The organism is Exiguobacterium sp. RIT452 (assembly GCF_003598705.1).
In the GTDB taxonomy this organism is placed as follows: domain Bacteria; phylum Bacillota; class Bacilli; order Exiguobacteriales; family Exiguobacteriaceae; genus Exiguobacterium_A; species Exiguobacterium_A undae.
Window position 1 is genome coordinate 152,009 of record NZ_QXJB01000001.1, and the last position, 23,579, is coordinate 175,587.

The window sequence follows — 23,579 nt, forward strand, 5'->3', positions numbered from 1 at the left end:
AGGGGATGGAACGAATGAAACGAGTCATGCTAGTGTTCGGAACGAGACCGGAAGCAATCAAGATGGCGCCTGTCGTCAAAGCATTGGAAAAACGAGAAGGGGTCGAACCGATTGTCGTCGTGACGGCACAACACCGGGAAATGCTCGATCAAGTCCTTGAACTGTTCCAGATCGTTCCCGACCATGATTTAGACTTGATGCGTCCACGTCAGACACTCGAAGAGATGACGGCACGGATTTTAAATGCGATGCGTCGTGTCTTGGAAAAAGAGCAACCGGATTTGGTGTTGGTCCATGGGGATACGACAACGACATTCGCGGCTTCGCTTGCGGCTTTTTACCAACAGATTCCGGTTGGTCATGTCGAAGCCGGCTTACGGACGTATCAGAAGTATGCCCCATTCCCGGAAGAGATGAATCGTCAATTGACGGGTGTACTCGCTGATTACCATTTCGCGCCGACCGATCAGGCAGCGGAAAATCTGCGGCTTGAGAACAAACAAAGTCCGGTTATCGTGACGGGAAATACAGTCATCGACGCGTTAAAAACAACGGTTTCGAAAGACTACACGCATCCGGTATTGACGGATCTTACAGCAAGTGGACGGAAGCTGGTTTTGCTGACTGTTCACCGACGCGAAAATCACCTGCAATTATCGCAAATTTTTGATGCAGTTGAACGATTGGCGGACAGTCATCCGGATATCGAAATCGTCTATCCGGTCCATCCGAATCCGATTGTCCTCGAGGCAGCGGAACAATTGAACCATCATCCGCGCATCCGATTGATTGAACCGCTCGATGTCTTTGATTTTCATAACTTGGCAGCCCGGGCGACACTGATTTTGACGGATTCCGGCGGCATTCAAGAAGAAGCACCTTCGCTTGGCGTGCCGGTCCTCGTCTTGCGTGATACGACCGAACGTCCGGAAGGTGTCGCAGCCGGTACGTTGAAGCTTGTTGGGACGGATCCGGAACGCATTTATGAAACGGGTCATCTGTTACTGACGGATCAAGGGGCTTATGACGCGATGGCACAAGCGGCGAATCCATACGGAGACGGTCATGCGGCAGAACGCATCGTGGACGCGATTTTAAGCGAGGTACCGGTATGAGTTCACGTCCATTGGAACTGGCGAGTTATCAGTTTTTTCCGCAAGGGGACCGCGATAAAATTCTGCTCGAAGAAGATGCGGACGGTGTTTGGTTCGATTTTCAACAGGCGGATCCGACCGATAAGCTGTACATCCAATTGTTTGATCAGGGATTTCAATACCCTCCCTCGAAGTTGTATCGTGCCGACGCCTCTTTTGGACAGGCCGAGTCCGTCACATTGACGTGCGAACTGGAAGCGGAATCGTCATGCGACATTCAGGTATTCAAGATGCAATACGGGCAAAAAAAACGGATGCATTCAGAGACGGAATGGCTGACAGTAAACGGAAAAACAACGTGTTCCTTACAATTGAAACGATTTAAAGGCGCCGACTATTTTAAAATTGCATTCAAGTTTTTACTCGAAGGGGACATGCGGGTTCGGTTGACGGCGTTACACGTCAACCGGCTTGTTCCGATCAAGCAGGAGGAATCCTATCATGTTATTTAGTTCGACGATTTTTTTATTTCTATTCTTACCGATCGTGTTGCTTGTCTACCACTTGTTGCCACGCACGTTTCGGAACGGCTGGCTCCTTGTAGCGAGCCTTTTCTTTTATGCCTGGGGTGAACCGAGATTCGTCCTATTGATGTTGACCAGCATTTTGATCAACTATCTGTTTGCATTGGCTGTACACGCGTACCGGACACGGATCGGTGTCAAATGGATCATGTTCAGTATGATCGCCGTCAACCTGGGACTGCTCGGTTGGTTTAAATACAGCGGATTTTTTGTGACGTCAATCAACGAGACCTTTCAAACAACGTTGTTTGTCCCGGAAGTCGTTTTACCGATTGGGATTTCGTTCTTTACTTTTCAGGCGATGAGTTACGTCATCGATGTGTATCGTCAAGCGGGACAGGTTCAAAAAAACCCGCTCGATCTCGCTTTGTACATCGCGTTGTTTCCGCAATTGATTGCCGGTCCGATTGTCCGCTATGAGACGGTTGCGGACGAAATCAATCACCGGCGGGAAACCTTGCCTGAATTTGCGCAAGGCGTCCGCCGCTTTATCATCGGCTTATCCAAAAAATTGATTTTAGCGAACGGATGCGGGCAAGTCGCGGATACGATTTTTAACATGAAGGATTTATCGATGGGTCTCGCTTGGATTGGAATCATCGCCTATGCCTTACAAATTTATTTTGATTTTTCCGGTTACAGTGACATGGCGATTGGACTGGGGTTGATGTTTGGCTTTCATTTTCTTGAAAACTTCAACTATCCGTACATCTCAAAATCCGTCTCTGAATTTTGGCGCCGGTGGCATATTTCATTAGGCTCCTGGTTCCGGGATTATGTCTACATTCCTCTTGGAGGAAACCGGGTGTCGCCGTGGAAACAGTACCGAAATCTCGGAATTGTCTGGATGTTGACCGGACTTTGGCACGGCGCAAGCTGGACGTTTGTTGCCTGGGGAGTCTACTACGGAATCTGGATCATGGTCGAAAAAGCCTTCCTTGGAAAACTGCTGGCGCGGGTTCCCGTATTCGCGACGGTGTGGACGCTCGTGCTCGTTTTGGTCGGATGGGTCTTTTTCCGGGCAGAAACGTTCCCGGAAGCGATCACGTACATTCAAGCGATGTTCGTCCCGGATGTGCTGTGGGATGACCGCGCGAGCTACCAACTCGTCCAAAATGGTGTGATTTTAGCGCTGGCGTGTCTTGCTGCGACCCCGATTCCAAAACGGATCGGCGAACGATTTGTCGAATCATCGGGCAAAGTCGGACAGACGATGCAATATGGATACGCGATGGTCTTGTTGTTCCTCGCAACATCGGCACTCGTCGCAAGTACATTTAATCCCTTTATTTATTTCCGTTTCTAGAAAGGAGAAGACGACATGGCACAACCAATCGAACGCAAATTAAAGCCGAAAGCGGACGGTCAACCGTCCTCATCCTTTGAACGGAAGATGATGTGGCTGACGACGATCAGTTTTTTCGTCATCTTGATGGCGATTGGCGCGGGGACGGTCCTTCGGGAAGACCGCGTCAGTTCCCAACTGGAAAATCGAACCCTTGCACAGTCTGTCAAACCGACCGTCCAAGGCGTGATTTCGGGTGACGATATGGTGAAAATGGAAAGTTATTTCACCGATCAATTAGTGTTGCGTGGAACCTTTGTTGAAATGCAGGCCCGATTATCAAAAAATGTCCTGCGGCAACCGTTCCGTAACGGCATTTATACGGCAGAAGACGGTTACTTGATTGAGCCGAGTCAAGCGGCGCAACCAATCGTCCCGGACGCTTTCCGACAGTTCACGCAAGAGGTCAACCGTCCGGTCTACTTTGCCCTCGCACCGTCGAAAACCGTCGTCGCGGAACGGGATGGAATCATTCCGGATTACGTGGCTTCGAACGCGGAACAACGGTATCAGACGATGCAAGCCGGCTTCAAGCAAGCGGGCATTACCTCGATTCCTCTCGATGCCTTACAGTTGTCCGATTACTTTAAGACGGATCATCACTGGAATGTAGACGGCGCCTATCAAGCCTATGGTGAGATTATCCGTACAGTCGCGAAAACAGAACCGACGTTAAAAAAAGTGGAAGTCGATCCGGAATCAAAGCGGGCATCGGAACATCCTTACTTTGGTTCACTCGCCCGCAAGACGACGCTTGCGTATGCGAGCACAGGAGACAAAATTGAATACTACGATGCCGACCAATTTAAGGGCATCGACGTCTGCTACGACAAGAAATGTGGTCAGCCGCTGATTGATGAGCAATTCATCAAGGAAGAGGGCGACTATGCCGATCGCTACGAAGTGTTCATGCGCGGCAATCACGGTATCTTATCAATGACGTCGCAGACGAAAGGACCGAAGCTGCTTGTCCTCAAAGACTCGTTTGCCAATCCGGTCCTGCCGTTTCTTGCTAAGAGTGCCAATCTTGAGGTCGTCGATGTGCGATACGTCAACAAAGATTTTGACGCATCTGAATTTGCGAAGCAAAAAAACGTGGATGCTGTCGTCTTCTTACACAATGCGAACATCAACGGGTTGATGAAGACGTATCAGCAGAAATTGTAAAGGAGGTGCCGCATGAGATCACGTTTACGGAAAAAACAACCGCGCATCGGTTGGCGGATTGCCAGTGCCGTTTTGTTGTTGTTTGTCTTAACCGTCAGTGCCACAACCGGATTTGCATTCTTGAAGTTCCAACAAACAGCAGATTCATTCATCACACCATTAAAAGGAGCAAAAAAGCTCCCGCTTGAGGTGATGCAACCGGTCAACGTCTTATTGATTGGAGTCGACGAACGAAAAAATGATCCGGGGCGAGCGGATGCGATCATGTTGTTGTCGTTTAATCCGAAAACGAAACAAGCGACCTCTCTTTCGATTCCGCGTGATATGCAGGTGACAATTGCAAATGGTGAGAAAACAAAAATCAATCATACGTATGCTTACGGTGGGGTTGAAGAGACGATTGAGACGGTCGAGCGGACGTTTGAGACCAAAGTCCCGTACTATGCCAAAATCAATATGGATGGATTGATTGAACTCGTTGACGCGGTCGGTGGGGTGACGGTTGATAATCCATCTGCTTTCAGTTGGAACGACCGTCGTCTGCAAAAAGACTATGCGGAAGGGAAAATCAAACTTGACGGGCTCGAAGCGAGCGGATATGCCCGCATGCGGAAACAAGACCCGCTCGGTGACATGGGACGACAAATCCGTCAACGGCAGGTCTTGGAAGCGGTCGGGATGAAACTAGCCGGTCCTGATATTTTAACGAACTTGGAAGAAATCAGCCGGGTTCTGAAAAACAACTTCAGCACGAATATCACGTTTTCAGAAGCGGCACAACTGGCGCAAGAAAATCAAACCGGGTTTGAACGTCTGAAACCGCTCAAACTGGACGGTGAGGGATACATTGCGAGTGACGGCATCTGGTACTTTTTCGCCTCGGATCAATCGATGCAAGAAGCCAAACAGGCAATCGACAAACTGACGAAAAGTTAATCCAATCGTGAGCAAGGACTGTGTAAAAGGGGGTTCCTTTTTCACAGTCCTTTTTTTCGATTCGCTTGTTGGTCCAAAAGTCTTATTTTCTTTAGCAGACTAAAATAAGCTTTGACAGACAAGCAGAACGAATGGAGAATGGAAATGAAAACGATTACATAAATCCAAGGAGGATACGGCATGAATCGATTGAAATCAGTCTGTGCAGTTGTGCTAACGTTTGCACTGATGTTTAGTTTGTTTCCAGTAAACAGCTTGGCACTGGAAAAAGGCAAATCGACACTCGTCATCATTCACTACAAAGAAGATAAAACGTCAGAAAAAGATTGGAATCTCTGGTTATGGGCGAACGGACCGGATTATTTCCCGAACAAGGCACACGCCTTTAACGGCGAAGATGCTTACGGGAAAATCGCAGCTTATGAATTTCCAGTGGATCAACCGGAAAAAATCGGTTTCATCGTCCGCGATGATTCATGGAACAAAGATCCCGGTTCGGAAAACGACCGTTTCATCACAAAAGATATGATCAAGGACGGGGTCGCAGAAGTCTGGATCGAATCAGGCAGTAAAGAAGTATCACCTGTCAATCCAACAGGTGGCAGCGACGTCGAGGATGTCAATACGAACATTCATTACTACCGTTACGATAATGACTACGACAAGTACGGGGTATGGGCATGGCCAAACGCCCAGGATGGAAAACGATTTGAATTTAATGGTCAAGATGAGTTTGGTGCTGTTGCCAACGTCACGTTGACGAACATAACAAAGGAGCGTCTTGTCGGAATCATTCCGCACATCGAAGGATGGTCTGAAAAAGACGGAGCGGATCGTTTTTATTACGCCGGAGCAAAGGATATTTGGTTGATTGAAGGCGATCAAACCATTTACTACGGTAAACCGGACATCGACCGGACACCCAAATTCACAAGTTTCCTGGCCGATGATTTTAAAACCATGACGCTGAAAACCAACTCGCCGATTACGGCGGAAGATGTAAAAGCGTTAACGTTTAAAGGACTGGTCAAGCCGGTCGTAAAACAAGTTGATGCGAAGACGCTTGAAGTCACGGTCACCTCTGACATCGATCTGGCAAATGTCGTCACCGTGTCACATCCGGTCTTTGGCGAAGGGATTTTAGAAGCGGGGAAAGTCCTTCGTTCCGATGCCTTTGATCAAAAGTATGCGTACGATGGCAAACTCGGTACAGTCTATCAAAAAGGCAAAACGACGTTCCGGGTCTGGGCACCGACAGCTCAAGCAGTGGAACTCGAACTGTACAAGTTACCGAAAAAACAAGCAGCAACAACTAAAGATATCGTGCGTGAAGTGAAAATGGTCCGCGGCGACCGTGGTGTCTTTAGCGTCACGGTCAAGGGAGACCTTGACGGAACAGGCTACACGTATGAAGTCAAGCATGCCAAAGAAACGACACGAGCGGTTGACCCATATGCGACGGCAGTTGCCGTCAACGGGGATCAAGGCGTCGTCGTCGATTTAAATGAAACGGATCCAAAACGTTGGACCAAAACAAAAATGCCGTTAAAAGAGGCAACGGATGCCATCATCTACGAAACGCATGTCCGTGACTTGTCGATGTTTGATGTGACAGGTACGACATACGATTCAGGCATCAAGCAAAAAGGAAAGTATCTCGGTGTCATCGAGCCGGGAACACGTCTGTTGAAGGACGGCAAAAAAACTAAAACGAAAACCGGACTCGATCACTTAAAAGAATTGGGAATTACTCACGTCCAATTCATTCCGGTGTATGACTTCAATACGGCGTCCGTCGATGAGACGAATCCCCTTAAAACATACAACTGGGGCTATGATCCGAAAAACTACAATGCGCCTGAAGGTTCTTACGCAACCAATGCCTATGATCCAAAAGTCCGGATCAAAGAGATGAAACAAATGATTCAAGGATTACATGACAACGGATTACGTGCCGTCATGGACGTCGTCTACAACCATATGTTTGATGCGAAAGCTTCGAACTTGGATAAAATCGTCCCAGGCTATTACTACCGCTACACAGAAGGCGGCGATCTGGCGAACGGCACAGGTGTCGGAAACGATACGGCTTCCGAACGCAAGATGATGCATAAACTGATCGTCGATTCGGTTGACTACTGGGCAAAAGAATACCGTTGGGACGGATTCCGTTTTGATTTAATGGGGATTCATGACGTCAAGACGATGAATGCCGTCAAACGGACGACAACTAAAATCGATCCGTCGATCCTCGTCTTCGGAGAAGGGTGGAGTCTTGGAACACCACTTCCGGAAGCCGAAAAAGCCAATCAGACGAATGCCAAGCAGATGCCGGGCATCGCACACTTTAACGACAACTTGCGGGATGCGCTCAAAGGAAGTGTTTTTGAAGATACGGAAGCCGGTTTCGTCAACGGTAAGGCAGGTCTTGAAACACGCATCAAGCGTGGGGTTGTCGGTGAGATTGCCTATAACAAAGAAATCACCGGTTTCACAGCAGAACCCGATCAAGCCATCACGTATGTCGAAGCCCATGATAACCACACATTATGGGACAAGTTAAACTTAACGAATCCGCAAGATACCGATGCAACAAAAACAAAGATGCACCGCTTGGCGTCAAGCATTCTGCTGACGTCACAAGGAACAACCTTCATCCATGCCGGTCAAGATTTCATGCGGACAAAAGGTGGCGACCACAATTCGTACAAGTCACCGGATTCCGTCAATCAACTGGATTGGAAATTAAAAATGGACCGTCAAGCCGATGTGGATTACATGAAAGGACTGATTCAAGTCCGAAAAGCGAATCCGGCTCTGCATCTCGGTTCAGCAAAAGACATCCGCCGCTACCTGACGTTTAAGGATGCACCGGAACAAGTCGTTGCTTATCAATTGGCAGATGAAGCTCCACAACAAAAAACCGATCTGTATGTCGTCCATAATGCGAAACGTCAAGCCGTCAAGATGACGTTGCCAAAAGGGACGTGGAACGTGATCGTCGACGGTAAAACAGCGGGAACGAAAACACTTAAAAAAGTGTCGGGCAGCCTTACGGTCGACCCACTCAGTTCTTACGTGTTAAAAAAATAAACAAGTAAAAAACGTATCGCCTCTGTGAATGATTCACAGAGGCGATACGTTTTTTATGGCCAAGGAAAAATTAAGCGTAACGCTCGTCTTCTTCCTCTTCTTCGTTCAGATTACCTTCTTCCGATTTCGCGACGATGACGGCACAAGCAGCGTCACCCGTGATGTTGACGGCTGTCCGCATCATATCGAGCAGACGGTCGACACCGATGATCAAGGCGATCCCTTCAACAGGCAGGTTGACTGACTGAAGAACCATCGTCAGCATGACGAGACCGACACCCGGTACGCCGGCTGTTCCGACAGATGCGAGAACGGCAGTCAAGACAACGGTTGCGAGTTGAGCAGGCGATAAATCAATTCCATATACCTGAGCGATAAAGACGGTCGCGACCCCTTGCATGATCGCTGTCCCATCCATATTGATCGTCGCACCAAGCGGTTGGACGAAACTTGACACGGAGCGTGGAACTTTTAACTCACGTTGTGCGGTTTGCATAGCGACCGGTAACGTCGCGTTCGACGACGAAGTCGAGAAGGCAAACAACATGACGGGAGCAAACTTCTTGAAGAAGAAAAACGGATTCATCTTTCCGAGCAATGAGACGGTCGAACCGTACGTCAACAGGGAATGGACAATCAATGCCAGGATGACGACACCCATGTAGAGAGCCATTGCTTTTAAGGAATCAAATCCTTGTGAACCGACGGCAGAGGCAATCAAAGCGAATGCGCCGAGTGGTGCCATCTTCATGACGAGACCAATCAAATACGTCATCAAGTCATTTCCTTGTTCGACGAATGACCGTAAAGTCGATACTTTACTGCCGAGGAATGTGATTCCGAAACCGATAAAGACGCTAAAGACGATGATTTGCAACATGTTGCCTTCGGCCATCGACGTGATCGGATTCGTCGGGAACATTCCGACAATCGTATTGATCAAGCTGGTATCCGGTAAGTTTCCTTGGTCATATTCCAAGTTGTCGGTTGCAAAGTTGCCGAATGTACCGGGTTTGATCAGTAACGACAAACCAAGTGCGATGACGATGGCAACAGCCGTCGTCGTCATGAAGTAACCGATGGCTTTTCCGCCGACCCGGCCGAGTTCCTTTGGATTCCCGAGTCCCATGACACCAAGCGTAATCGAGAAGAAGACGATCGGGACGACGAGCATCTTAATCAAGTTCAAGAAAATCGTACCGATCGGTTGAAGTGCATACTTATTCAATCCTTCGTAGATTGATTTGTCTGGTAACGTTGCGAGAATGATTCCGAGAATGACCCCGAGGATCAATCCCCAAATAATTCGTTTGGCTTCTTTCATAAATGAGAACAACTCCTTTTTCAGATAACTGTGTCTATTTTGACACATCATTCACCGTTTTGACAAAACATTTTAAAAATTTTAAGAAAACGCTTACAAATTATTTCGATTTTTTTCATCGAAAAACCATGAATCTGTTGTAAATAATGAGGTGACATGAGAGGATAGAAAAGAACAAAAAGGAACATCTCGGGAATGATCCAAAACCGGTCAATCAACTATTGACCAAATTGTATATTCCTACTATAATGTTGTATGACGTGTCTGACACGTTTCCTTTAGTCGGTAATATCGGAGGGAGGGAAAACTAGTGGAAACTCGTGTACGTAAAAATGAATCACTTGAAGACGCACTTCGCCGCTTCAAACGTGGTGTTTCAAAAGATGGTACGCTTGCTGAAGTTCGTAAACGTAAACACTACGAAAAGCCAAGTGTAAAACGTAAGCTTAAATCGGAGGCTGCGCGTAAGCGTAAGAAGTTCTAACGTAAGAGAGGGTGTATCCTCATGAGTCTTCAAGAGCGTTTGACAGCGGATATGAAGGAAGCCATGCGTTCGCGTGAGAAAGATCGTCTTACGACGATTCGGATGGTGAAGTCGTCCCTGCAAAATGAAGCGATTAAACTCGGTAAGCAAGAATTAACTGATGAGGAAGAGCTAACTATACTCTCACGTGAGATGAAACAGCGCAACGACTCCCTCCGAGAATTCGAACGCGCTGATCGTCACGACCTCGTCGAGAAGATTCAAGCAGAGATAATCGTGCTCGAAGCTTATATGCCAAAACAACTTTCGGAAGAAGAAGTCCAGGAAATCGTTGATGCAGCAATTGCGAAGACGGGTGCCTCGGCTCCTTCTGATATGGGGAAAGTAATGGGGATCGTCATGCCGCAACTCAAGGGTAAGGCGGACGGTGCCTTGATTAATCGGCTTGTGAAACAACAACTGAATTAACCCGTTTTGAAAGGTGTCCTTCGGGATGCCTTTTTTTGTTCAATAAATTCGGAAAATTCGGAACTTGGAAAAAGTTATGAAACCTTTTCTGAGATGAAAGCGTATATAATAATAGTAACAATGAGCCATGTTCAGAAAGAGGAAATTTGTTTGTCGTCTGATTCTGATGAAAAAGGGGTGAACGGAGTAATGTCTTTTAGCTTAGGGATGATTTTAGCGGTCTTCATGATCGGTGTCATCATGTTACTGGTCGAGATATTCGTGACTGGATTCGGTATATTCGGCGTGCTTGGAATCGGTGCTGTCCTTGCCAGCTTAATCATGGCAGGAGCAACGGTTGGTCAAGTGGGTCTTGCAGTAGGATTGGCAGTCTTTTTGTCGCTTGCTGCCGGGTTCTGGGCGTATCGTCGGATCAAATCGAATCAGTCATTACTGTGGAGAGGGTTGATCTTAACAGACTCCACATCGTCTGAAAAAGGATACTTGTCTCATCAAGACAAAGAACAACTACGTGGGAAAGTGGGGCTCAGTTTGACACCACTTCGTCCTGCAGGAACGATTGAAATCGACGGGAATCGAGTCGATGCGGTCACGGAAGGTAGCTTCATCAGTTCTGGAGAACAAGTCGTCGTTCAAGACGTCACACACGGACGAGTCATCGTCCGAGTCCAAAAAACGAAGGAGGAGTCACTCACATGACACCTGAATTATTGACCGTTCTACTCATATCAGGAGGAATACTTATTTTCCTCGCGATCTTCTTTACACTTGTTCCAATTCCACTCTGGATCAGCTCGCTCGCAGCCGGCGTCCGGGTCTCGATCTTCACGCTCGTCGGGATGCGACTCCGTCGCGTCACACCATCAAAAATCGTTAATCCATTGATCAAGGCCGTCAAAGCCGGGATCAACCTCAATACGAACCAACTGGAAAGTCATTTTCTTGCCGGTGGTAACGTTGACCGTGTCGTCAACGCATTGATTGCTGCGCATCGTGCCAACATCGAGCTCAGTTTCGAACGGGCGGCAGCCATTGATTTGGCAGGTCGAAACGTGCTTGAAGCCGTTCAGATGTCTGTTAACCCGAAAGTCATCGAAACACCATTCATCGCAGGTGTCGCGATGAACGGGATTGAAGTAAAAGCAAAAGCGCGGATTACAGTACGTGCCAACATCGATCGTCTCGTCGGTGGTGCCGGTGAAGAAACCGTCATCGCGCGTGTCGGTGAAGGTGTCATCTCGACAATCGGTTCATGTCAAGATCAAAAAGAAGTGCTTGAAAACCCGGAAATGATTTCGCGGACAGTCCTTGCGAAAGGTCTCGATTCAGGAACAGCCTTTGAAATTCTCTCGATTGATATCGCGGATATCGATATCGGTAAAAACATTGGTGCAGTTCTTCAAACGGACCAAGCGGAAGCCGACAAAAACATCGCCCAAGCCAAAGCCGAAGAACGTCGGGCAATGGCGATTGCGAGCGAACAAGAAATGAAATCACGTGTCGAAGAAATGCGTGCCAAAGTTGTTGCGGCAGAAGCCGAAGTTCCACTGGCAATTGCAGAAGCATTGCGTGACGGAAACTTCAGCGTAATGGATTATGCCAACTACTTGAACGTGACGGCGGATACAAAAATGCGTCAAGCCATTGGTGGGCAGTCTTCGCCGAACGACTCACAATAAAGGGTGATCTAGGATGGAAAGCTTAATTTGGGTCGGTTTGATGATTGCCTTTGGTGTCATCTCGGTTATCTCAAAAGCAGCCGATCAAAAGAAGACCAGTACTTCAACACGTGTTCCCTCTAAAGAATTTGGCGACTATGTCAAGAAAATGGTCGATCAAGTGGAAACGAAGCTTCCGGAAAATCGAGAGGTTCCACCTCCGATCAAGCGGAAACAACAAAAACAGACACAACCGGTCAAGCACCAACGGACCGAATTACAACAACGCTTGGATGAACGCGATCGTGTGAAAGCTCAGAAACAAGCACGGTCGAATCTGGGTAAGATCACGGGAAGTATTTCAAGTGATGAGATTGGAAAAAGACGGGACGAGAAAAAAGGGATGCAGACAACGCAAGAGGAAATCCGCCAGGCAATCATCTGGAGCGAAGTCCTTGGACCACCTGTCTCAAAACGGACATCTAAGTCCCCGCATCGTTAAAAACAGGTCAGCTCTCGTGTAAGTAGAGAGCTGATCTTTTTTGTGAAGGCACGATGGAAAAATCACAGGCTTAGCAAGGGTCGAAAATGAAAAGAGTTAAAACAAGGAAACCGAGCCTTGAGGATGGGTTTTTCCTTCCAAGTATTATTCGGAAATGCTAAAGTGGACTAGAACAGATTTGTAGAGATGACGTACTGTTATCCATCATTAGGAGGCCAATCATAACGTGATATTTAATGAAAGAATCCCATTTGCATTTTCGAATTCAGAACAGATTCAAGCATTCGTAGGACCGAACGATGCCGTACTAAAAACGATGGAAGCGGAACTGGACGTGCAACTGACGCATCGGGGAGATGAGTTGCTGGCACAGGCAGAAGAAGAACGTGCTGTTGTTTTGGCAAAACAAGTGGTCGGCGTCTTAAAACAGCTTGTGGATCGTGGTGCAGTCTTGACGGAACGGGACGCGACCAGTGCGATTCAGTTGGCGCGACAAGATCGTGTTGATGAATTGCTGGAGTTGTATGACACGGTCATTCACACGAATCATAAAGGGAAACCGCTCCGGGCGAAAACGTTGGGACAAGCACGTTATGTCCGGGGAATTGAAAAATGTGATTTGACGTTTGGAATCGGACCGGCCGGAACAGGGAAAACGTATCTTGCGGTCGTCATGGCAGCACGTGCCTTAAAAGAAGGGCATGTCAAACGACTGGTCCTCACGCGACCTGCTGTCGAAGCCGGGGAAAATCTCGGATTCTTGCCGGGAGACTTAAAAGAGAAGGTAGATCCATACCTGCGTCCTCTTTACGATGCGTTGCACGATGTACTGGGCGTGGAACATACTGCGCGTTTGTTGGAACGTGGTGTGATTGAAATCGCACCGCTTGCTTACATGCGGGGTCGGACACTCGAGCACGCTTTCGTCATTTTGGACGAAGCGCAAAATACGACACGGGAACAAATGAAAATGTTTTTGACGCGTCTTGGATTCCATTCCAAAATGATTGTCACCGGTGACCTGACCCAGGTCGATTTACCGCGGGGGAAAGCATCCGGGTTGCAGGAAGCCTTGAATCTGCTCGGGAACGTCCGGGGAATTCATTTTGAACACTTCAGCTCGGCTGATGTCGTCCGACATCCACTTGTCCGAAAAATCATTGATGCGTACAGTCAAGAACTCGACTGAACCGTGACAGATGAATCACAGAGTGGAAAGGAGACGGACGGATGCGTAAAGCAGGCATATGGATCAGTCTGCTGACGCTCGGCTTTTACGTCATCATCTCGGCGATGATGTACGTAAGTGTCCGACCGGAAGCATTGTCGGCGGAACCTTTTTCCATTGCGGAAGAAGACATACGATCTCCGTTGACTATCGAAGATCGCGAAGCGACAAGGTTGCTGAAGGAAAATACAGTGGCAGCCATCGACAGCCAATATACGATCAAGCAGGAATACGCAACACAACAAATCGATAAAGTCGAACAGCTTTTTGCGAGCCTGAAAGGGATCACGGAAGCCGAAGACGTCGGTAAAATCAAACAGCGTCTCCGGGGGACCGAAGCCGCTGATTTGCTGAAAGATGATGAACTGCGTCTTCTTGCGACCTCGTCGACATCAGTAAGGAATACAGCACGTGACGTCGTCATCACGGCGATTGAAGAAGCGATGCGGCAACGTATTTCTTCCGACGGCGGTGAAGTGGCGGAAGCGCGTGAAAATGCACGGCTCGACATTGAGCGGTCACCATTGTCCTTTTCGTTGAAAGCCGTCGGAAAAACATTGACGGATCAATTGATCGTGACGAACTATGTGTATGATCCGGAGAAAACGGAACAGCTCCGTAAGCAGACAAATGATAAAGTCGAACCGGTCTTGATTTCGGAAGGGGAGGTCATCGTCAAACGGGGGGAAGTCATTTCTCAGGATGCCTACCGGCAACTGCAACTTGTCGGGCTGATCTCAGACCGGCAGTCTTTTAAACCGTTGCTCGGGACATTGATCTTAAGCGGTTTGATGACGTTATTGTTGTACGGCTTCATCGATCGTTCAAATCTCCGATACGCAAAAATGGGGAAGGTGAAGTTATTTAGCCTCGTCTACCTCGTCGTCATACTTCAACTTATTGTTACGTACGGGATGGCGTTCTTAGCGGAGGATATCAATCCTGCCTTGTACTTACTCACCCCGACGGCCTTCTCGGCACTCGTGTTACGCAACTTGCTGAATGAGCGGATTGCGTTATCGAGCACGCTGTTCATGGCCTTAGCGGGGACCTTTTTCTACAGCACGAATCAGAATTTCAGCTTTAATATCGCGATTTACTTGTTGGTGGGGGGACTCGTCGCGACGTACTTTTTACGGTCGAGCTTATCCCGACGCCGTATCTTCATCAGCAGTCTGACAATTGCAGCGGCTAATATCGCTGTATTTCTGGCATTTGTTTTGATGCGGACCGGACAACTTGAACTGAAGGAAACCTCGTACCTAATTGGATTTGCGATTGCGAGCGGCGTCTTGAGTGCAATTTTTGCGATTGGGCTGTTGCCGTTCCTCGAAATGACATTCGGCATCTTGGCGCCGACGCGTTTACTGGAATTATTGAATCCGACGCATCCGCTTCTAAAAAAATTGTTGGTCGAGGCACCTGGCACCTATCACCACAGTATGATGGTCGCAAACCTTGCCGAGACGGCATGTGAAGCCATCGGTGCGGATGGATTGTTGGCCCGTGTCGGTGCGTATTATCATGATTTGGGCAAAACCCGGCGCCCACTCTATTTCATTGAAAATCAACATGGGCTGAATCCGCATGATCGTCTCAAACCGGAAGAGTCGGCACGTGTCATTCTGGCCCATACAGATGATGGGGTCGACTTGTTGGAAGAAGCCAAAATACCGGGTGTGATCGTCGATATTTGCCGGGAACACCACGGGACATCGTTATTGCGGTACTTTTATGTCAAGGCAACTGAACAAGGCGAAGTAAACGAAGCGGATTTCCGTTACAGTGGTCCAAAACCACAATCACGCGAGGCGGCCGTCATCATGATCGTCGATTCGATTGAAGCGGCAGTCCGTTCGATGAAATCACCGACGGAGGAAGGCATTCGGGAATTAGTAAAAAAAATCATTCGAGAAAAACTGCTCGATGATCAATTTTCCGAATGTGACATGACGACACGTGACATTTACCGTGTTGGTGACAGTGCTTGCCATACGTTATCGGGGTTATTCCACGAACGCATTGAATATCCTGAATTAAAGAAAGAGGAATCGACATGAATATCTATATGACAGATGAAGGTACGTTGTTAAACGAGGACCAATTAAAATTGGTCGAATCGATTTTAGTGTATACGGCGAAGGAAGAGGATATTGAAAGTAACAGTGAACTGTCCGTTACTTTCGTGACCAATGATGAAATCCAGCAGATCAACCGGGAATGGCGCGGGAAAGACCAGGCGACGGACGTGATCTCGTTTGCGATGGATGAACTGGGAGAAGATGAAATCGACTTTCAGTTGCTCGAAGATGAGCCCGTCGTCCTCGGTGATTTAATCATTTCGGTCGAACGGTGCCGGGAACAAGCGGCTGAATACGGCAACCATTTTGAACGGGAACTTGGATTTTTAGCGGTGCATGGTTTTCTCCACCTTCTCGGGTATGACCATATCGAAAAAGCGGACGAAGAGATCATGACGAAGCGGCAGGAGGAAATCTTACACCACTTCGAGCTGTATCGAGGAAAGTTGTGAAGACGTGGTGGTTACCGTTTGTCCATGCGATGAACGGGATCCGTCAAGCCTTAAGAGAAGAACGGCATATGAAGGTGCATGTTGTCGTTGGAATGGTCGTGTTACTGGTGGCTTTTTATATGCCGCTGACGGCAGTCGAGCGGGCGATCCTATGTTTGACGATCGGTGTCGTGCTGAGTGCGGAGATGTTTAATACGGCTTTTGAGCGGACGGTGGATCTTGTGACAGAAGAGTGGCATCCGCTCGCAAAAGCGGCAAAAGACATTGCCAGCGGAGCAGTTCTGGTGTTGGCGCTTACATCAATTGCGATTGCACTATGCATCTTCGTCCCATATTTGGTACAATAAGAATCCGGCCTTTTTTGGCCAACAAAGTTGCTAAAAGGGGAAAAATGACATGAAAACAGAACAATTACTCGAACAAGCTAAACTTGCACGCGAAAAAGCGTATGTACCTTATTCCAAGTTCCAAGTCGGAGCTGCCTTACTGACGAAAGACGGACAAGTCTTCCACGGATGTAACATCGAAAATGCAGCATATGGTCTTTGTAACTGTGCCGAGCGGACAGCAATCTTCTCTGCGTGGGCGCAAGATGCACGTGAGTACGCAGCGATTGCGGTCGTAGCCGATACGGAAGGTCCGGTCGCACCATGTGGCCAGTGCCGCCAAGTTTTATTTGAAATGTGTGAAGCCGACATGCCGGTTTACTTGACGAACCTTACGGGAGACGTCACGGAAACAACGGTTGGTGCCCTCTTACCAGGTGCATTCACGAAGGGAGATCTTCATGTTTAAAGAAGGATTTAAATCGGGATTCGTCTCGATCATCGGTCGTCCGAACGTCGGGAAATCGACATTCCTCAACCGCGTCATCGGGCAGAAAATTGCCATCATGTCGGATAAGCCGCAAACGACGCGGAATAAGATTCAAGGGGTTTATACGACGGAAGACCTGCAAACGATTTTCATTGATACGCCGGGGATTCACAAACCAAAACATAAACTGGGCGATTTCATGATGAAGGTCGCAACCAATGCCTTACGGGAAGTTGATGCGATCCTCTTTATGATCAATGTGACGGAACCAAAAGGAAAAGGTGACGAGTTCATCATCGAGAAGCTGAAAGAACTCGATACACCGATCATCCTCGTCATGAACAAGGTGGATTTGATTCACCCGAATGACATTCCGCCCATCATCGAATCGTATCAGAATGAACTGAACTTTGCTGCGGTCGTTCCAATTTCGGCATTGCAAGGAAATAACGTGGAACCTCTTCTGCAAGAAATCGCCAAGATTCTTCCGGAAGGACCGATGTACTATCCGGCCGATCAAATTACCGATCACCCGGAACGGTTCATCATCTCGGAAATGATTCGGGAAAAAGTCCTGCAAAAGACGCGTGACGAAGTCCCGCACTCGATTGCTGTGGCGATTGATCAAATCAAGACACGCGAAGACGGCAACATGGTCGATATCCATGCGACGATCATGATTGAGCGCGATTCACAAAAAGGGATCATCATCGGAAAACGCGGGGCGTTGCTGAAAGAAATCGGTTCAGAAGCCCGGACGGACATCGAGATGTTGCTTGGTACAAAAGTCTACTTGAACCTTTGGGTGAAGGTGCAGAAAGACTGGCGCAACAAAGCCGGTCAATTGCGCGAACTCGGGTTCCGCGACGACGAGTATTAAACGATGATTGATAAGGCGGAAGGGCTTGTACTACGAACGGTCGTGTATGGTGAATCAAATAAGATCATTACGCTGTTGACACGTGAATATGGCAAGCTCGCCGTCATGGCCCGTGGTGCGAAAAAACCAGGAAGCCGGTTTAATGCAGCGAGTCAGCCGTTTATTCGAGCGGTCTACGTCTATCCGCGCTCACGTGGTCTCGGTCAACTGAAATCAGCAGACGTCATCACCGGTTATTCGAACATTCGCCAAGATGTTTTCCTGATGGCGTACGCCATGTATGTGTTGGAACTTGCCGATAAGGCGCTTGATGAGCGGGTGCCGCAACCGGCACTGTATGACTTGTTCGTTGATGGTCTCGAGGCGATGGATGAAGGACTTGATCCGGACGTCGTTTCTTTCATCATCGAGTTACGGTTATTACGGCATCTGGGGATCGCCCCGCACTTAAACGGCTGTACGATTTGCGGCAGTGCCGAGGCACCGTTTGCTTTCTCATTGAGCCACGGCGGATTGTTGTGTAAACGTCACCGGCACGAAGATGAGCATGCGGTGTATGTAACAGAAGCGGTGGCTAAGATGTTATACGTCTTTTCTGTTTATGATTTTTCCCGAATCGGCAAGGTGGAAGTGAAGCCGGAGACAAAACGATTGTTGCGGCAAATCATGGATGCTTATATGGAGCGGTACAGCGGACTCCGCCTTCGTTCGAAACGGGTTCTTGATCAATTACTCAATCTTGGAGACGATTGACAGACTAGTCGAACGTTCGGTAGAATAAGTGCGGAAGAACTAACTAAACGAACACGATGAGAAAAAGGAGTAACACCTGATGTTCAGTCAAGCGATTTCGGGACAGTGCGAGCCGGAAATGAAGCAGGTGTGAACGGCATTTTTGAGTGTTCCCGATTAAAGAGTGGCATGCAGAGTCATGCAAGTAGGGTGGAACCGCGGGCTTGTCTCGTCCCTATGTACAACCTTGTTGTACATAGGGACGTTTTTGCGTTCCCTCATAAATTTGGAGGTGGAAGTCTTGAAGATGACAGTACAGGAAATGATTTTAACACTGCAAAAGTTTTGGGCTGAACAAGGCTGCTTGACGATGCAGGCATATGATGTCGAAAAAGGTGCCGGGACGATGAACCCGATGACGTTTTTACGGAGTTTAGGACCAGAACCATGGAACGTCTGTTACACAGAGCCATCCCGTCGTCCGGCTGACGGTCGTTACGGAGAAAACCCAAACCGTTTGTATCAACACCATCAGTTTCAAGTCATCATGAAACCGTCACCGGATAACATTCAGGAGCTTTATTTACAAAGTCTTGAATTGCTCGGAATTAATCCGCTGGAACACGACATTCGTTTTGTTGAGGATAACTGGGAGAATCCGACGTTCGGTGCGGCAGGTCTCGGTTGGGAAGTCTGGTTAAACGGAATGGAAATCACACAGTTCACGTATTTCCAACAAGTCGGCGGGATCGAGTGCAGCCCGATTGCCGTAGAAATCACATACGGCATCGAACGTCTTGCTTCCTACATTCAAGATGTCGAGAGTGTCTTCGATTTAGTCTGGACGGATGGATTCAAGTACGGTGATATCTTCTATCAACCGGAATTCGAACATTCGAAATACACGTTTGAAACATCAGATGTCGACCTGTTATTCACATTGTTTGACCAGTATGAAAAAGAAGCGAACCGGGCACTCGATGAGAATCTGGTGTTCCCGGCGTATGATTATATCTTAAAATGTTCGCATACCTTTAACCTGCTGGACGCAAAAGGGGCGATCTCGGTGACGGAACGGACTGGATTCATCCACCGTGTTCGGAATATGTCTCGCCGTTGCGCACAAAGTTTCATTGAAGAACGGGAACGGTTAGGCTTCCCATTGATTAAATCGAAAGCAGGTGAATCGCATGCATGAACTATTACTTGAAATCGGTCTGGAAGAACTGCCAGCTCGTTTCGTTCTGCAATCGGAAACGCAGTTAAAAGAACGCGTCACGACGTTTTTGACGGAGGCGCGGATTACATTCGAGAACATTGAATCGTTTTCAACACCACGCCGTCTGGCGGTTCTCGTGACGGGCATCTCTGAACGTCAAACGGATTTAGAAGAAACCCTGAAGGGACCGGCTAAACGGATTGCTCAGGATGCAGACGGAAACTGGACGAAAGCAGCCCAAGGATTTGCCCGCGGAAAAGGGTTGACGACAGACGATTTATTCCTACAAGAAGAAAAAGGCGAGGAGTATATCTTTGCGGTACGTAAAGAGTCGGGACAAGAAACGGCGGCACTCATGCCGGGGCTGAAACAAATCGTTGAAGCGATGTCGTTCCCGAAAAACATGCGGTGGAGTACACAATCGTTACGGTACATGCGTCCGATTCGCTGGATGATTGCTTTACTGGATGATCAAGTCATTCCGTTTGAGGTGGCAGATGTCGCAACCGGACGAACATCACGCGGACACCGTTTCCTCGGACAAGACATTACGATTCTTCGCCCGAATGCCTATGTCGAGGCACTCGCGGCAGAACATGTCATCGTCAGTTATGACAAACGCCGGACGTTGATTGAAGAACAAATCCACGCGTTGAGTGAACAAGAAGGATTCGAAGTACCGATCGATGCATCACTGCTCGAAGAAGTCACGAATCTCGTCGAATATCCGACTGCTTTGTTTGGTGCCTTTGACGAGTCCTATCTGGAACTTCCGGAAGAAGTCCTGATCACGACGATGAAGGAACATCAACGGTATTTCCCGGTCAAAAAAGATGGCACGTTGTTGCACTATTTCGTAACGGTCCGCAACGGAAACGCACATCATATCGAGAACGTAGCCCGCGGAAACGAAAAAGTCATCCGGGCCCGTCTGGCGGATGCCCAGTTCTTCTACGAAGAAGATAAGAAAGCCGATATCGATGCACAAGCAGCACGTTTGGATAAAATCGTCTTCCACGAAAAGCTTGGCACGACAGGTGAAAAAGTGCGTCGTGTACGTGAGATGGCGTTGCAACTCGCCGACCGTTTTGGAGCAGAACCGGCGAAAGTGGAACGTGCCGGAACAATCTATAAATTTGACCTTGTCAGTCAGATGGTTTACGAGTTTACGGAATTGCAAGGGATGATGGGAGAGCGGTACGCCAACATGAAGGGGGAAGATGCAGAAGTCGCAGCATCGATCCGTGAACATTATCTACCGCGCTTTGCCGGGGATGAGAGTCCTAGCACGCCAACAGGTACCGTGCTAGCCGTGTTGGACAAGCTCGACAGTGTCGCTGGATTCTTCGGTGTCGGGATGATTCCTAGCGGTTCGGCTGACCCATATGCTTTACGGCGTCAAGCGCAAGGGATCGTTCAGATTCTTTCAGACCGTCAGATTGACATGACCCTGTCAGAACTGATCGAATTCGTTGTCGCAGCACAACTAAAAGCAGGGCTTTACCAAGCGGATGCAGAACAAGTAAAGACAGCGATGGAAGAGTTCTTTAATCAGCGTCTGAAATTCCGGTTATCAGAAAAAGGATATCGTCATGACGTCATCGAAGCGGCACTTGAACCGAAGTTGACGGTGGGAGCAAACGAAAAACGAGCGGCGATGCTTGAACAGGCAACGCAACGTCCGACGTTTAAAAAGACGGTCGAACAGCTCAGTCGTGTGCTCAACATCTCGAAGAAAGCCGAGTCTGTGGTCGTCGTGAATCCAGCGCTCTTTGAAAATGAAGCGGAACGTGCCTTGCACGAGCAAATCGAACAGTTGATTCCACAAGTCGAAGCGGCTGTCGAAAAAGCAGATTATGAGCAGGCGATTCAAGTACTTGAAGCAAGCGTTCCTGCAATCACTGCTTATTTCGATGGAACGATGATCATGGCGGAAGAGGAAGCAGTTCGGACGAATCGTCTCAGCGAGATGAAACGGTTTGCGACGGCGATCGAAAAAGTCGCACGATTCAATGCCCTCACTTTAATGTGAATAAAGGACGGATGAGCCGATGAAGTTAAATGAACGGCAGAAAAAAATACTCCAAATCGTTAAAGAAAATGGTCCGATCACAGGAGAGCAGATTGCATCTGAACTCTCCTTGACGCGGGCGACATTACGTCCGGACTTATCGATTTTGACGATGACAGGAATGCTTGAGGCACGTCCACGTGTCGGTTATATGTACGTAGGTAAAAAAAATGCCTCGATGCTGCATGAAAAACTGGATACGTTGACCGTCGGCGAGTTCATGTCTTCCGCGAAAGTCATTCACGAAGGCATGACGGTGTATGATGCAATCGTCCATCTGTTCCTGGAAGATGTCGGTTCATTGTTTGTTGTCGGAAAAGATCATGCGCTCGTAGGTGTCCTGTCACGAAAGGACTTTTTGCGCGCCGCAATCGGCAACCAAGAACTCGATTCGTTGCCGGTCAATATCATCATGACCCGGATGCCGAATCTGACGGTCTGTGAGAAGACGGAAACGTTGATCGGGGCCGGGATGAAATTGATCGAGAAGCAGATTGATTCGATGCCGGTCGTCGAACAAGTGGATGGTGTCTTGAAGGTCGTCGGTCGGATGACGAAGACGAACATGACAAAAGTATTGGTCGCATTAGCACGTGATGAAGAACTTTAAGAGGGGGTTCGCAGATGAGACAACGTATTTATGTAGTCAGTGACTCGGTCGGGGAGACCTGTGAATTAGTCGTTCGGGCAGCGGCGATTCAGTTTCCGGAGCAGGCAATCGAAACCGTCCGGATTCCGTTTGTCGATGACGATCAAGTCATCTATGATCTGGTATTGCATGCAAAGGAAGAGCAGGCGACGATCGTCTATACGATCGTTCATGCCACGCATCGCCGCCTTCTCGCTGAGACGGCACAGGCTCATGATGTCAAGGCGATTGATCTGTTAGGTCCGCTGTTGGACACGATGGAAGGGCGTCTTGGCCTGCAACCAAAAGAAGAACCCGGTTTGATCTATCGATTGGATGAAGAATACTTCCGGAAAATCGAGGCCGTCGAATTTGCCGTGAAATACGATGACGGGCGTGATCCACGCGGCATCAAGCGGGCTGACATCGTATTGATCGGTGTCTCACGGACGTCGAAAACACCTCTTTCCCAATACTTGGCGTTAAAGCGTTACAAAGTAGCCAACGTCCCGCTTGTTCCTGAGTCGGTTCCGCCGGAAGAACTGTTTGATATCCCAAAAGAAAAGTGTTTTGGTTTATTGATTTCCCCGGAAAAGTTGATCGATATCCGGATGGAGCGTCTCCGTTCGCTGGGGCTGAAGCCGGAAGCCGCATATGCGCAAATCGATCGCATCAATCGTGAACTTGATTATGCGAAAAAACTGTACGAACGGATTGGGTGTCAAATCATCGATGTGACGAACAAAGCCGTTGAGGAAACAGCCAATTTGATCTTGACCGGAATTTCCGGCAAATCACATGACTAGTAAAGTCCTGT

23 protein-coding genes are annotated in these 23,579 nt (G+C 48.3%); 22 read left to right on the forward strand and 1 reads right to left on the reverse strand.

The annotated features are described in order from the left end of the window. The first annotated feature begins 5 nt into the window (after window positions 1–5). The 6 genes from wecB (at window position 6) to pulA (ending at window position 8,219) form a co-directional block, all read left to right on the forward strand. Window positions 6–1,115, forward strand: a complete 1,110-nt coding sequence (wecB, locus tag D3D03_RS00780; protein WP_369877337.1) for a non-hydrolyzing UDP-N-acetylglucosamine 2-epimerase — start codon at window positions 6–8, stop codon at window positions 1,113–1,115. Continuing rightward, on the forward strand, window positions 1,112–1,606 hold the full coding sequence (locus D3D03_RS00785) for a hypothetical protein (RefSeq protein ID WP_119922472.1): 495 nt from the start codon (window positions 1,112–1,114) through the stop codon (window positions 1,604–1,606). The genes wecB and D3D03_RS00785 overlap by 4 nt, the downstream gene beginning before the upstream one ends. Then, window positions 1,596–2,984 carry an MBOAT family O-acyltransferase gene (locus tag D3D03_RS00790; protein ID WP_026833646.1) on the forward strand — a complete coding sequence of 463 codons (1,389 nt, stop codon included), beginning with the start codon at window positions 1,596–1,598 and terminating at the stop codon, window positions 2,982–2,984. Before D3D03_RS00785 ends, D3D03_RS00790 begins: the two co-directional genes overlap by 11 nt. 15 nt (window positions 2,985–2,999) lie before the next feature. Continuing rightward, entirely contained in the window at window positions 3,000–4,190 is a 1,191-nt protein-coding gene (locus tag D3D03_RS00795) for a DHHW family protein (RefSeq protein WP_119922473.1), read from the forward strand. A gap of 12 nt (window positions 4,191–4,202) precedes the next feature. Next, window positions 4,203–5,126: an LCP family protein gene (locus D3D03_RS00800; RefSeq protein ID WP_119922474.1), complete on the forward strand. Its 924-nt coding sequence runs from the start codon at window positions 4,203–4,205 to the stop codon at window positions 5,124–5,126. A gap of 180 nt (window positions 5,127–5,306) precedes the next feature. Further along, on the forward strand, window positions 5,307–8,219 hold the full coding sequence (gene pulA, locus D3D03_RS00805) for a type I pullulanase (protein WP_119922475.1): 2,913 nt from the start codon (window positions 5,307–5,309) through the stop codon (window positions 8,217–8,219). Window positions 8,220–8,289: 70 nt separating this feature from the next. Here the strand turns inward: pulA and D3D03_RS00810 are convergent, their stop codons facing one another. Beyond that, window positions 8,290–9,543, reverse strand: coding sequence for a dicarboxylate/amino acid:cation symporter (locus D3D03_RS00810; RefSeq protein ID WP_026833642.1), 1,254 nt, complete (start codon window positions 9,541–9,543; stop codon window positions 8,290–8,292). Between the two features lie 310 nt (window positions 9,544–9,853). Here D3D03_RS00810 and rpsU point away from each other — a divergent pair, with 310 nt between their 5' ends. From rpsU to D3D03_RS00890, 16 genes are all read left to right on the forward strand, one after another. Further along, window positions 9,854–10,027, forward strand: coding sequence for a 30S ribosomal protein S21 (gene rpsU, locus D3D03_RS00815; protein WP_012369719.1), 174 nt, complete (start codon window positions 9,854–9,856; stop codon window positions 10,025–10,027). A 21-nt stretch (window positions 10,028–10,048) separates the two neighbouring features. After that, entirely contained in the window at window positions 10,049–10,495 is a 447-nt protein-coding gene (locus D3D03_RS00820) for a GatB/YqeY domain-containing protein (RefSeq protein ID WP_026833641.1), read from the forward strand. A 189-nt stretch (window positions 10,496–10,684) separates the two neighbouring features. Then, window positions 10,685–11,194, forward strand: a complete 510-nt coding sequence (locus tag D3D03_RS00825; RefSeq protein WP_035387659.1) for an NfeD family protein — start codon at window positions 10,685–10,687, stop codon at window positions 11,192–11,194. Then, the gene (gene floA, locus D3D03_RS00830; protein WP_026833639.1) at window positions 11,191–12,174 is read left to right on the forward strand and encodes a flotillin-like protein FloA; all 984 of its coding nucleotides are present in this window, start codon (window positions 11,191–11,193) and stop codon (window positions 12,172–12,174) included. Before D3D03_RS00825 ends, floA begins: the two co-directional genes overlap by 4 nt. A gap of 13 nt (window positions 12,175–12,187) precedes the next feature. Then, window positions 12,188–12,655, forward strand: a complete 468-nt coding sequence (locus D3D03_RS00835; RefSeq protein ID WP_026833638.1) for a hypothetical protein — start codon at window positions 12,188–12,190, stop codon at window positions 12,653–12,655. 226 nt (window positions 12,656–12,881) lie between these two features. Next, the gene (locus D3D03_RS00840; RefSeq protein ID WP_051524030.1) at window positions 12,882–13,844 is read left to right on the forward strand and encodes a PhoH family protein; all 963 of its coding nucleotides are present in this window, start codon (window positions 12,882–12,884) and stop codon (window positions 13,842–13,844) included. Between the two features lie 41 nt (window positions 13,845–13,885). After that, a complete protein-coding gene (locus tag D3D03_RS00845; RefSeq protein WP_026833636.1) occupies window positions 13,886–15,943 on the forward strand; it encodes an HD family phosphohydrolase in 2,058 nt (685 codons plus the stop codon). Continuing rightward, the gene (gene ybeY / locus D3D03_RS00850; RefSeq protein WP_026833635.1) at window positions 15,940–16,416 is read left to right on the forward strand and encodes an rRNA maturation RNase YbeY; all 477 of its coding nucleotides are present in this window, start codon (window positions 15,940–15,942) and stop codon (window positions 16,414–16,416) included. Before D3D03_RS00845 ends, ybeY begins: the two co-directional genes overlap by 4 nt. After that, window positions 16,413–16,763, forward strand: a complete 351-nt coding sequence (locus D3D03_RS00855) for a diacylglycerol kinase (RefSeq protein WP_119922476.1) — start codon at window positions 16,413–16,415, stop codon at window positions 16,761–16,763. Before ybeY ends, D3D03_RS00855 begins: the two co-directional genes overlap by 4 nt. 49 nt (window positions 16,764–16,812) lie before the next feature. Then, complete coding sequence (locus D3D03_RS00860) at window positions 16,813–17,211, forward strand: cytidine deaminase (RefSeq protein ID WP_026833633.1); 399 nt, start codon at window positions 16,813–16,815, stop codon at window positions 17,209–17,211. Beyond that, on the forward strand, window positions 17,204–18,112 hold the full coding sequence (era, locus tag D3D03_RS00865) for a GTPase Era (protein ID WP_026833632.1): 909 nt from the start codon (window positions 17,204–17,206) through the stop codon (window positions 18,110–18,112). The genes D3D03_RS00860 and era overlap by 8 nt, the downstream gene beginning before the upstream one ends. A 3-nt stretch (window positions 18,113–18,115) precedes the next feature. Next, window positions 18,116–18,865, forward strand: coding sequence for a DNA repair protein RecO (recO, locus tag D3D03_RS00870; protein ID WP_026833631.1), 750 nt, complete (start codon window positions 18,116–18,118; stop codon window positions 18,863–18,865). 286 nt (window positions 18,866–19,151) lie between these two features. Continuing rightward, complete coding sequence (gene glyQ / locus D3D03_RS00875; RefSeq protein WP_026833630.1) at window positions 19,152–20,042, forward strand: glycine--tRNA ligase subunit alpha; 891 nt, start codon at window positions 19,152–19,154, stop codon at window positions 20,040–20,042. Continuing rightward, complete coding sequence (gene glyS / locus D3D03_RS00880; RefSeq protein ID WP_119922477.1) at window positions 20,035–22,095, forward strand: glycine--tRNA ligase subunit beta; 2,061 nt, start codon at window positions 20,035–20,037, stop codon at window positions 22,093–22,095. Before glyQ ends, glyS begins: the two co-directional genes overlap by 8 nt. A 19-nt stretch (window positions 22,096–22,114) precedes the next feature. Further along, complete coding sequence (gene ccpN / locus D3D03_RS00885; protein ID WP_026833628.1) at window positions 22,115–22,744, forward strand: transcriptional regulator CcpN; 630 nt, start codon at window positions 22,115–22,117, stop codon at window positions 22,742–22,744. A 14-nt stretch (window positions 22,745–22,758) separates the two neighbouring features. Next, entirely contained in the window at window positions 22,759–23,568 is an 810-nt protein-coding gene (locus D3D03_RS00890; RefSeq protein ID WP_026833627.1) for a pyruvate, water dikinase regulatory protein, read from the forward strand. Window positions 23,569–23,579: the final 11 nt, after the last annotated feature.

What these genes read in the sequence shown, in the direction of transcription:
- wecB (WP_369877337.1), top strand. Translation starts at nt 6, where the DNA reads ATGGAACGAATGAAACGAGTCATGCTAGTGTTCGGAACGAGACCGGAA.
- D3D03_RS00785 (WP_119922472.1), top strand. Translation starts at nt 1,112, where the DNA reads ATGAGTTCACGTCCATTGGAACTGGCGAGTTATCAGTTTTTTCCGCAA.
- D3D03_RS00790 (WP_026833646.1), top strand. Translation starts at nt 1,596, where the DNA reads ATGTTATTTAGTTCGACGATTTTTTTATTTCTATTCTTACCGATCGTG.
- D3D03_RS00795 (WP_119922473.1), top strand. Translation starts at nt 3,000, where the DNA reads ATGGCACAACCAATCGAACGCAAATTAAAGCCGAAAGCGGACGGTCAA.
- D3D03_RS00800 (WP_119922474.1), top strand. Translation starts at nt 4,203, where the DNA reads ATGAGATCACGTTTACGGAAAAAACAACCGCGCATCGGTTGGCGGATT.
- pulA (WP_119922475.1), top strand. Translation starts at nt 5,307, where the DNA reads ATGAATCGATTGAAATCAGTCTGTGCAGTTGTGCTAACGTTTGCACTG.
- D3D03_RS00810 (WP_026833642.1), bottom strand. Translation starts at nt 9,543, where the DNA reads ATGAAAGAAGCCAAACGAATTATTTGGGGATTGATCCTCGGGGTCATT.
- D3D03_RS00820 (WP_026833641.1), top strand. Translation starts at nt 10,049, where the DNA reads ATGAGTCTTCAAGAGCGTTTGACAGCGGATATGAAGGAAGCCATGCGT.
- D3D03_RS00825 (WP_035387659.1), top strand. Translation starts at nt 10,685, where the DNA reads ATGTCTTTTAGCTTAGGGATGATTTTAGCGGTCTTCATGATCGGTGTC.
- floA (WP_026833639.1), top strand. Translation starts at nt 11,191, where the DNA reads ATGACACCTGAATTATTGACCGTTCTACTCATATCAGGAGGAATACTT.
- D3D03_RS00835 (WP_026833638.1), top strand. Translation starts at nt 12,188, where the DNA reads ATGGAAAGCTTAATTTGGGTCGGTTTGATGATTGCCTTTGGTGTCATC.
- D3D03_RS00845 (WP_026833636.1), top strand. Translation starts at nt 13,886, where the DNA reads ATGCGTAAAGCAGGCATATGGATCAGTCTGCTGACGCTCGGCTTTTAC.
- ybeY (WP_026833635.1), top strand. Translation starts at nt 15,940, where the DNA reads ATGAATATCTATATGACAGATGAAGGTACGTTGTTAAACGAGGACCAA.
- D3D03_RS00860 (WP_026833633.1), top strand. Translation starts at nt 16,813, where the DNA reads ATGAAAACAGAACAATTACTCGAACAAGCTAAACTTGCACGCGAAAAA.
- era (WP_026833632.1), top strand. Translation starts at nt 17,204, where the DNA reads ATGTTTAAAGAAGGATTTAAATCGGGATTCGTCTCGATCATCGGTCGT.
- recO (WP_026833631.1), top strand. Translation starts at nt 18,116, where the DNA reads ATGATTGATAAGGCGGAAGGGCTTGTACTACGAACGGTCGTGTATGGT.
- glyQ (WP_026833630.1), top strand. Translation starts at nt 19,152, where the DNA reads ATGACAGTACAGGAAATGATTTTAACACTGCAAAAGTTTTGGGCTGAA.
- glyS (WP_119922477.1), top strand. Translation starts at nt 20,035, where the DNA reads ATGCATGAACTATTACTTGAAATCGGTCTGGAAGAACTGCCAGCTCGT.
- ccpN (WP_026833628.1), top strand. Translation starts at nt 22,115, where the DNA reads ATGAAGTTAAATGAACGGCAGAAAAAAATACTCCAAATCGTTAAAGAA.
- D3D03_RS00890 (WP_026833627.1), top strand. Translation starts at nt 22,759, where the DNA reads ATGAGACAACGTATTTATGTAGTCAGTGACTCGGTCGGGGAGACCTGT.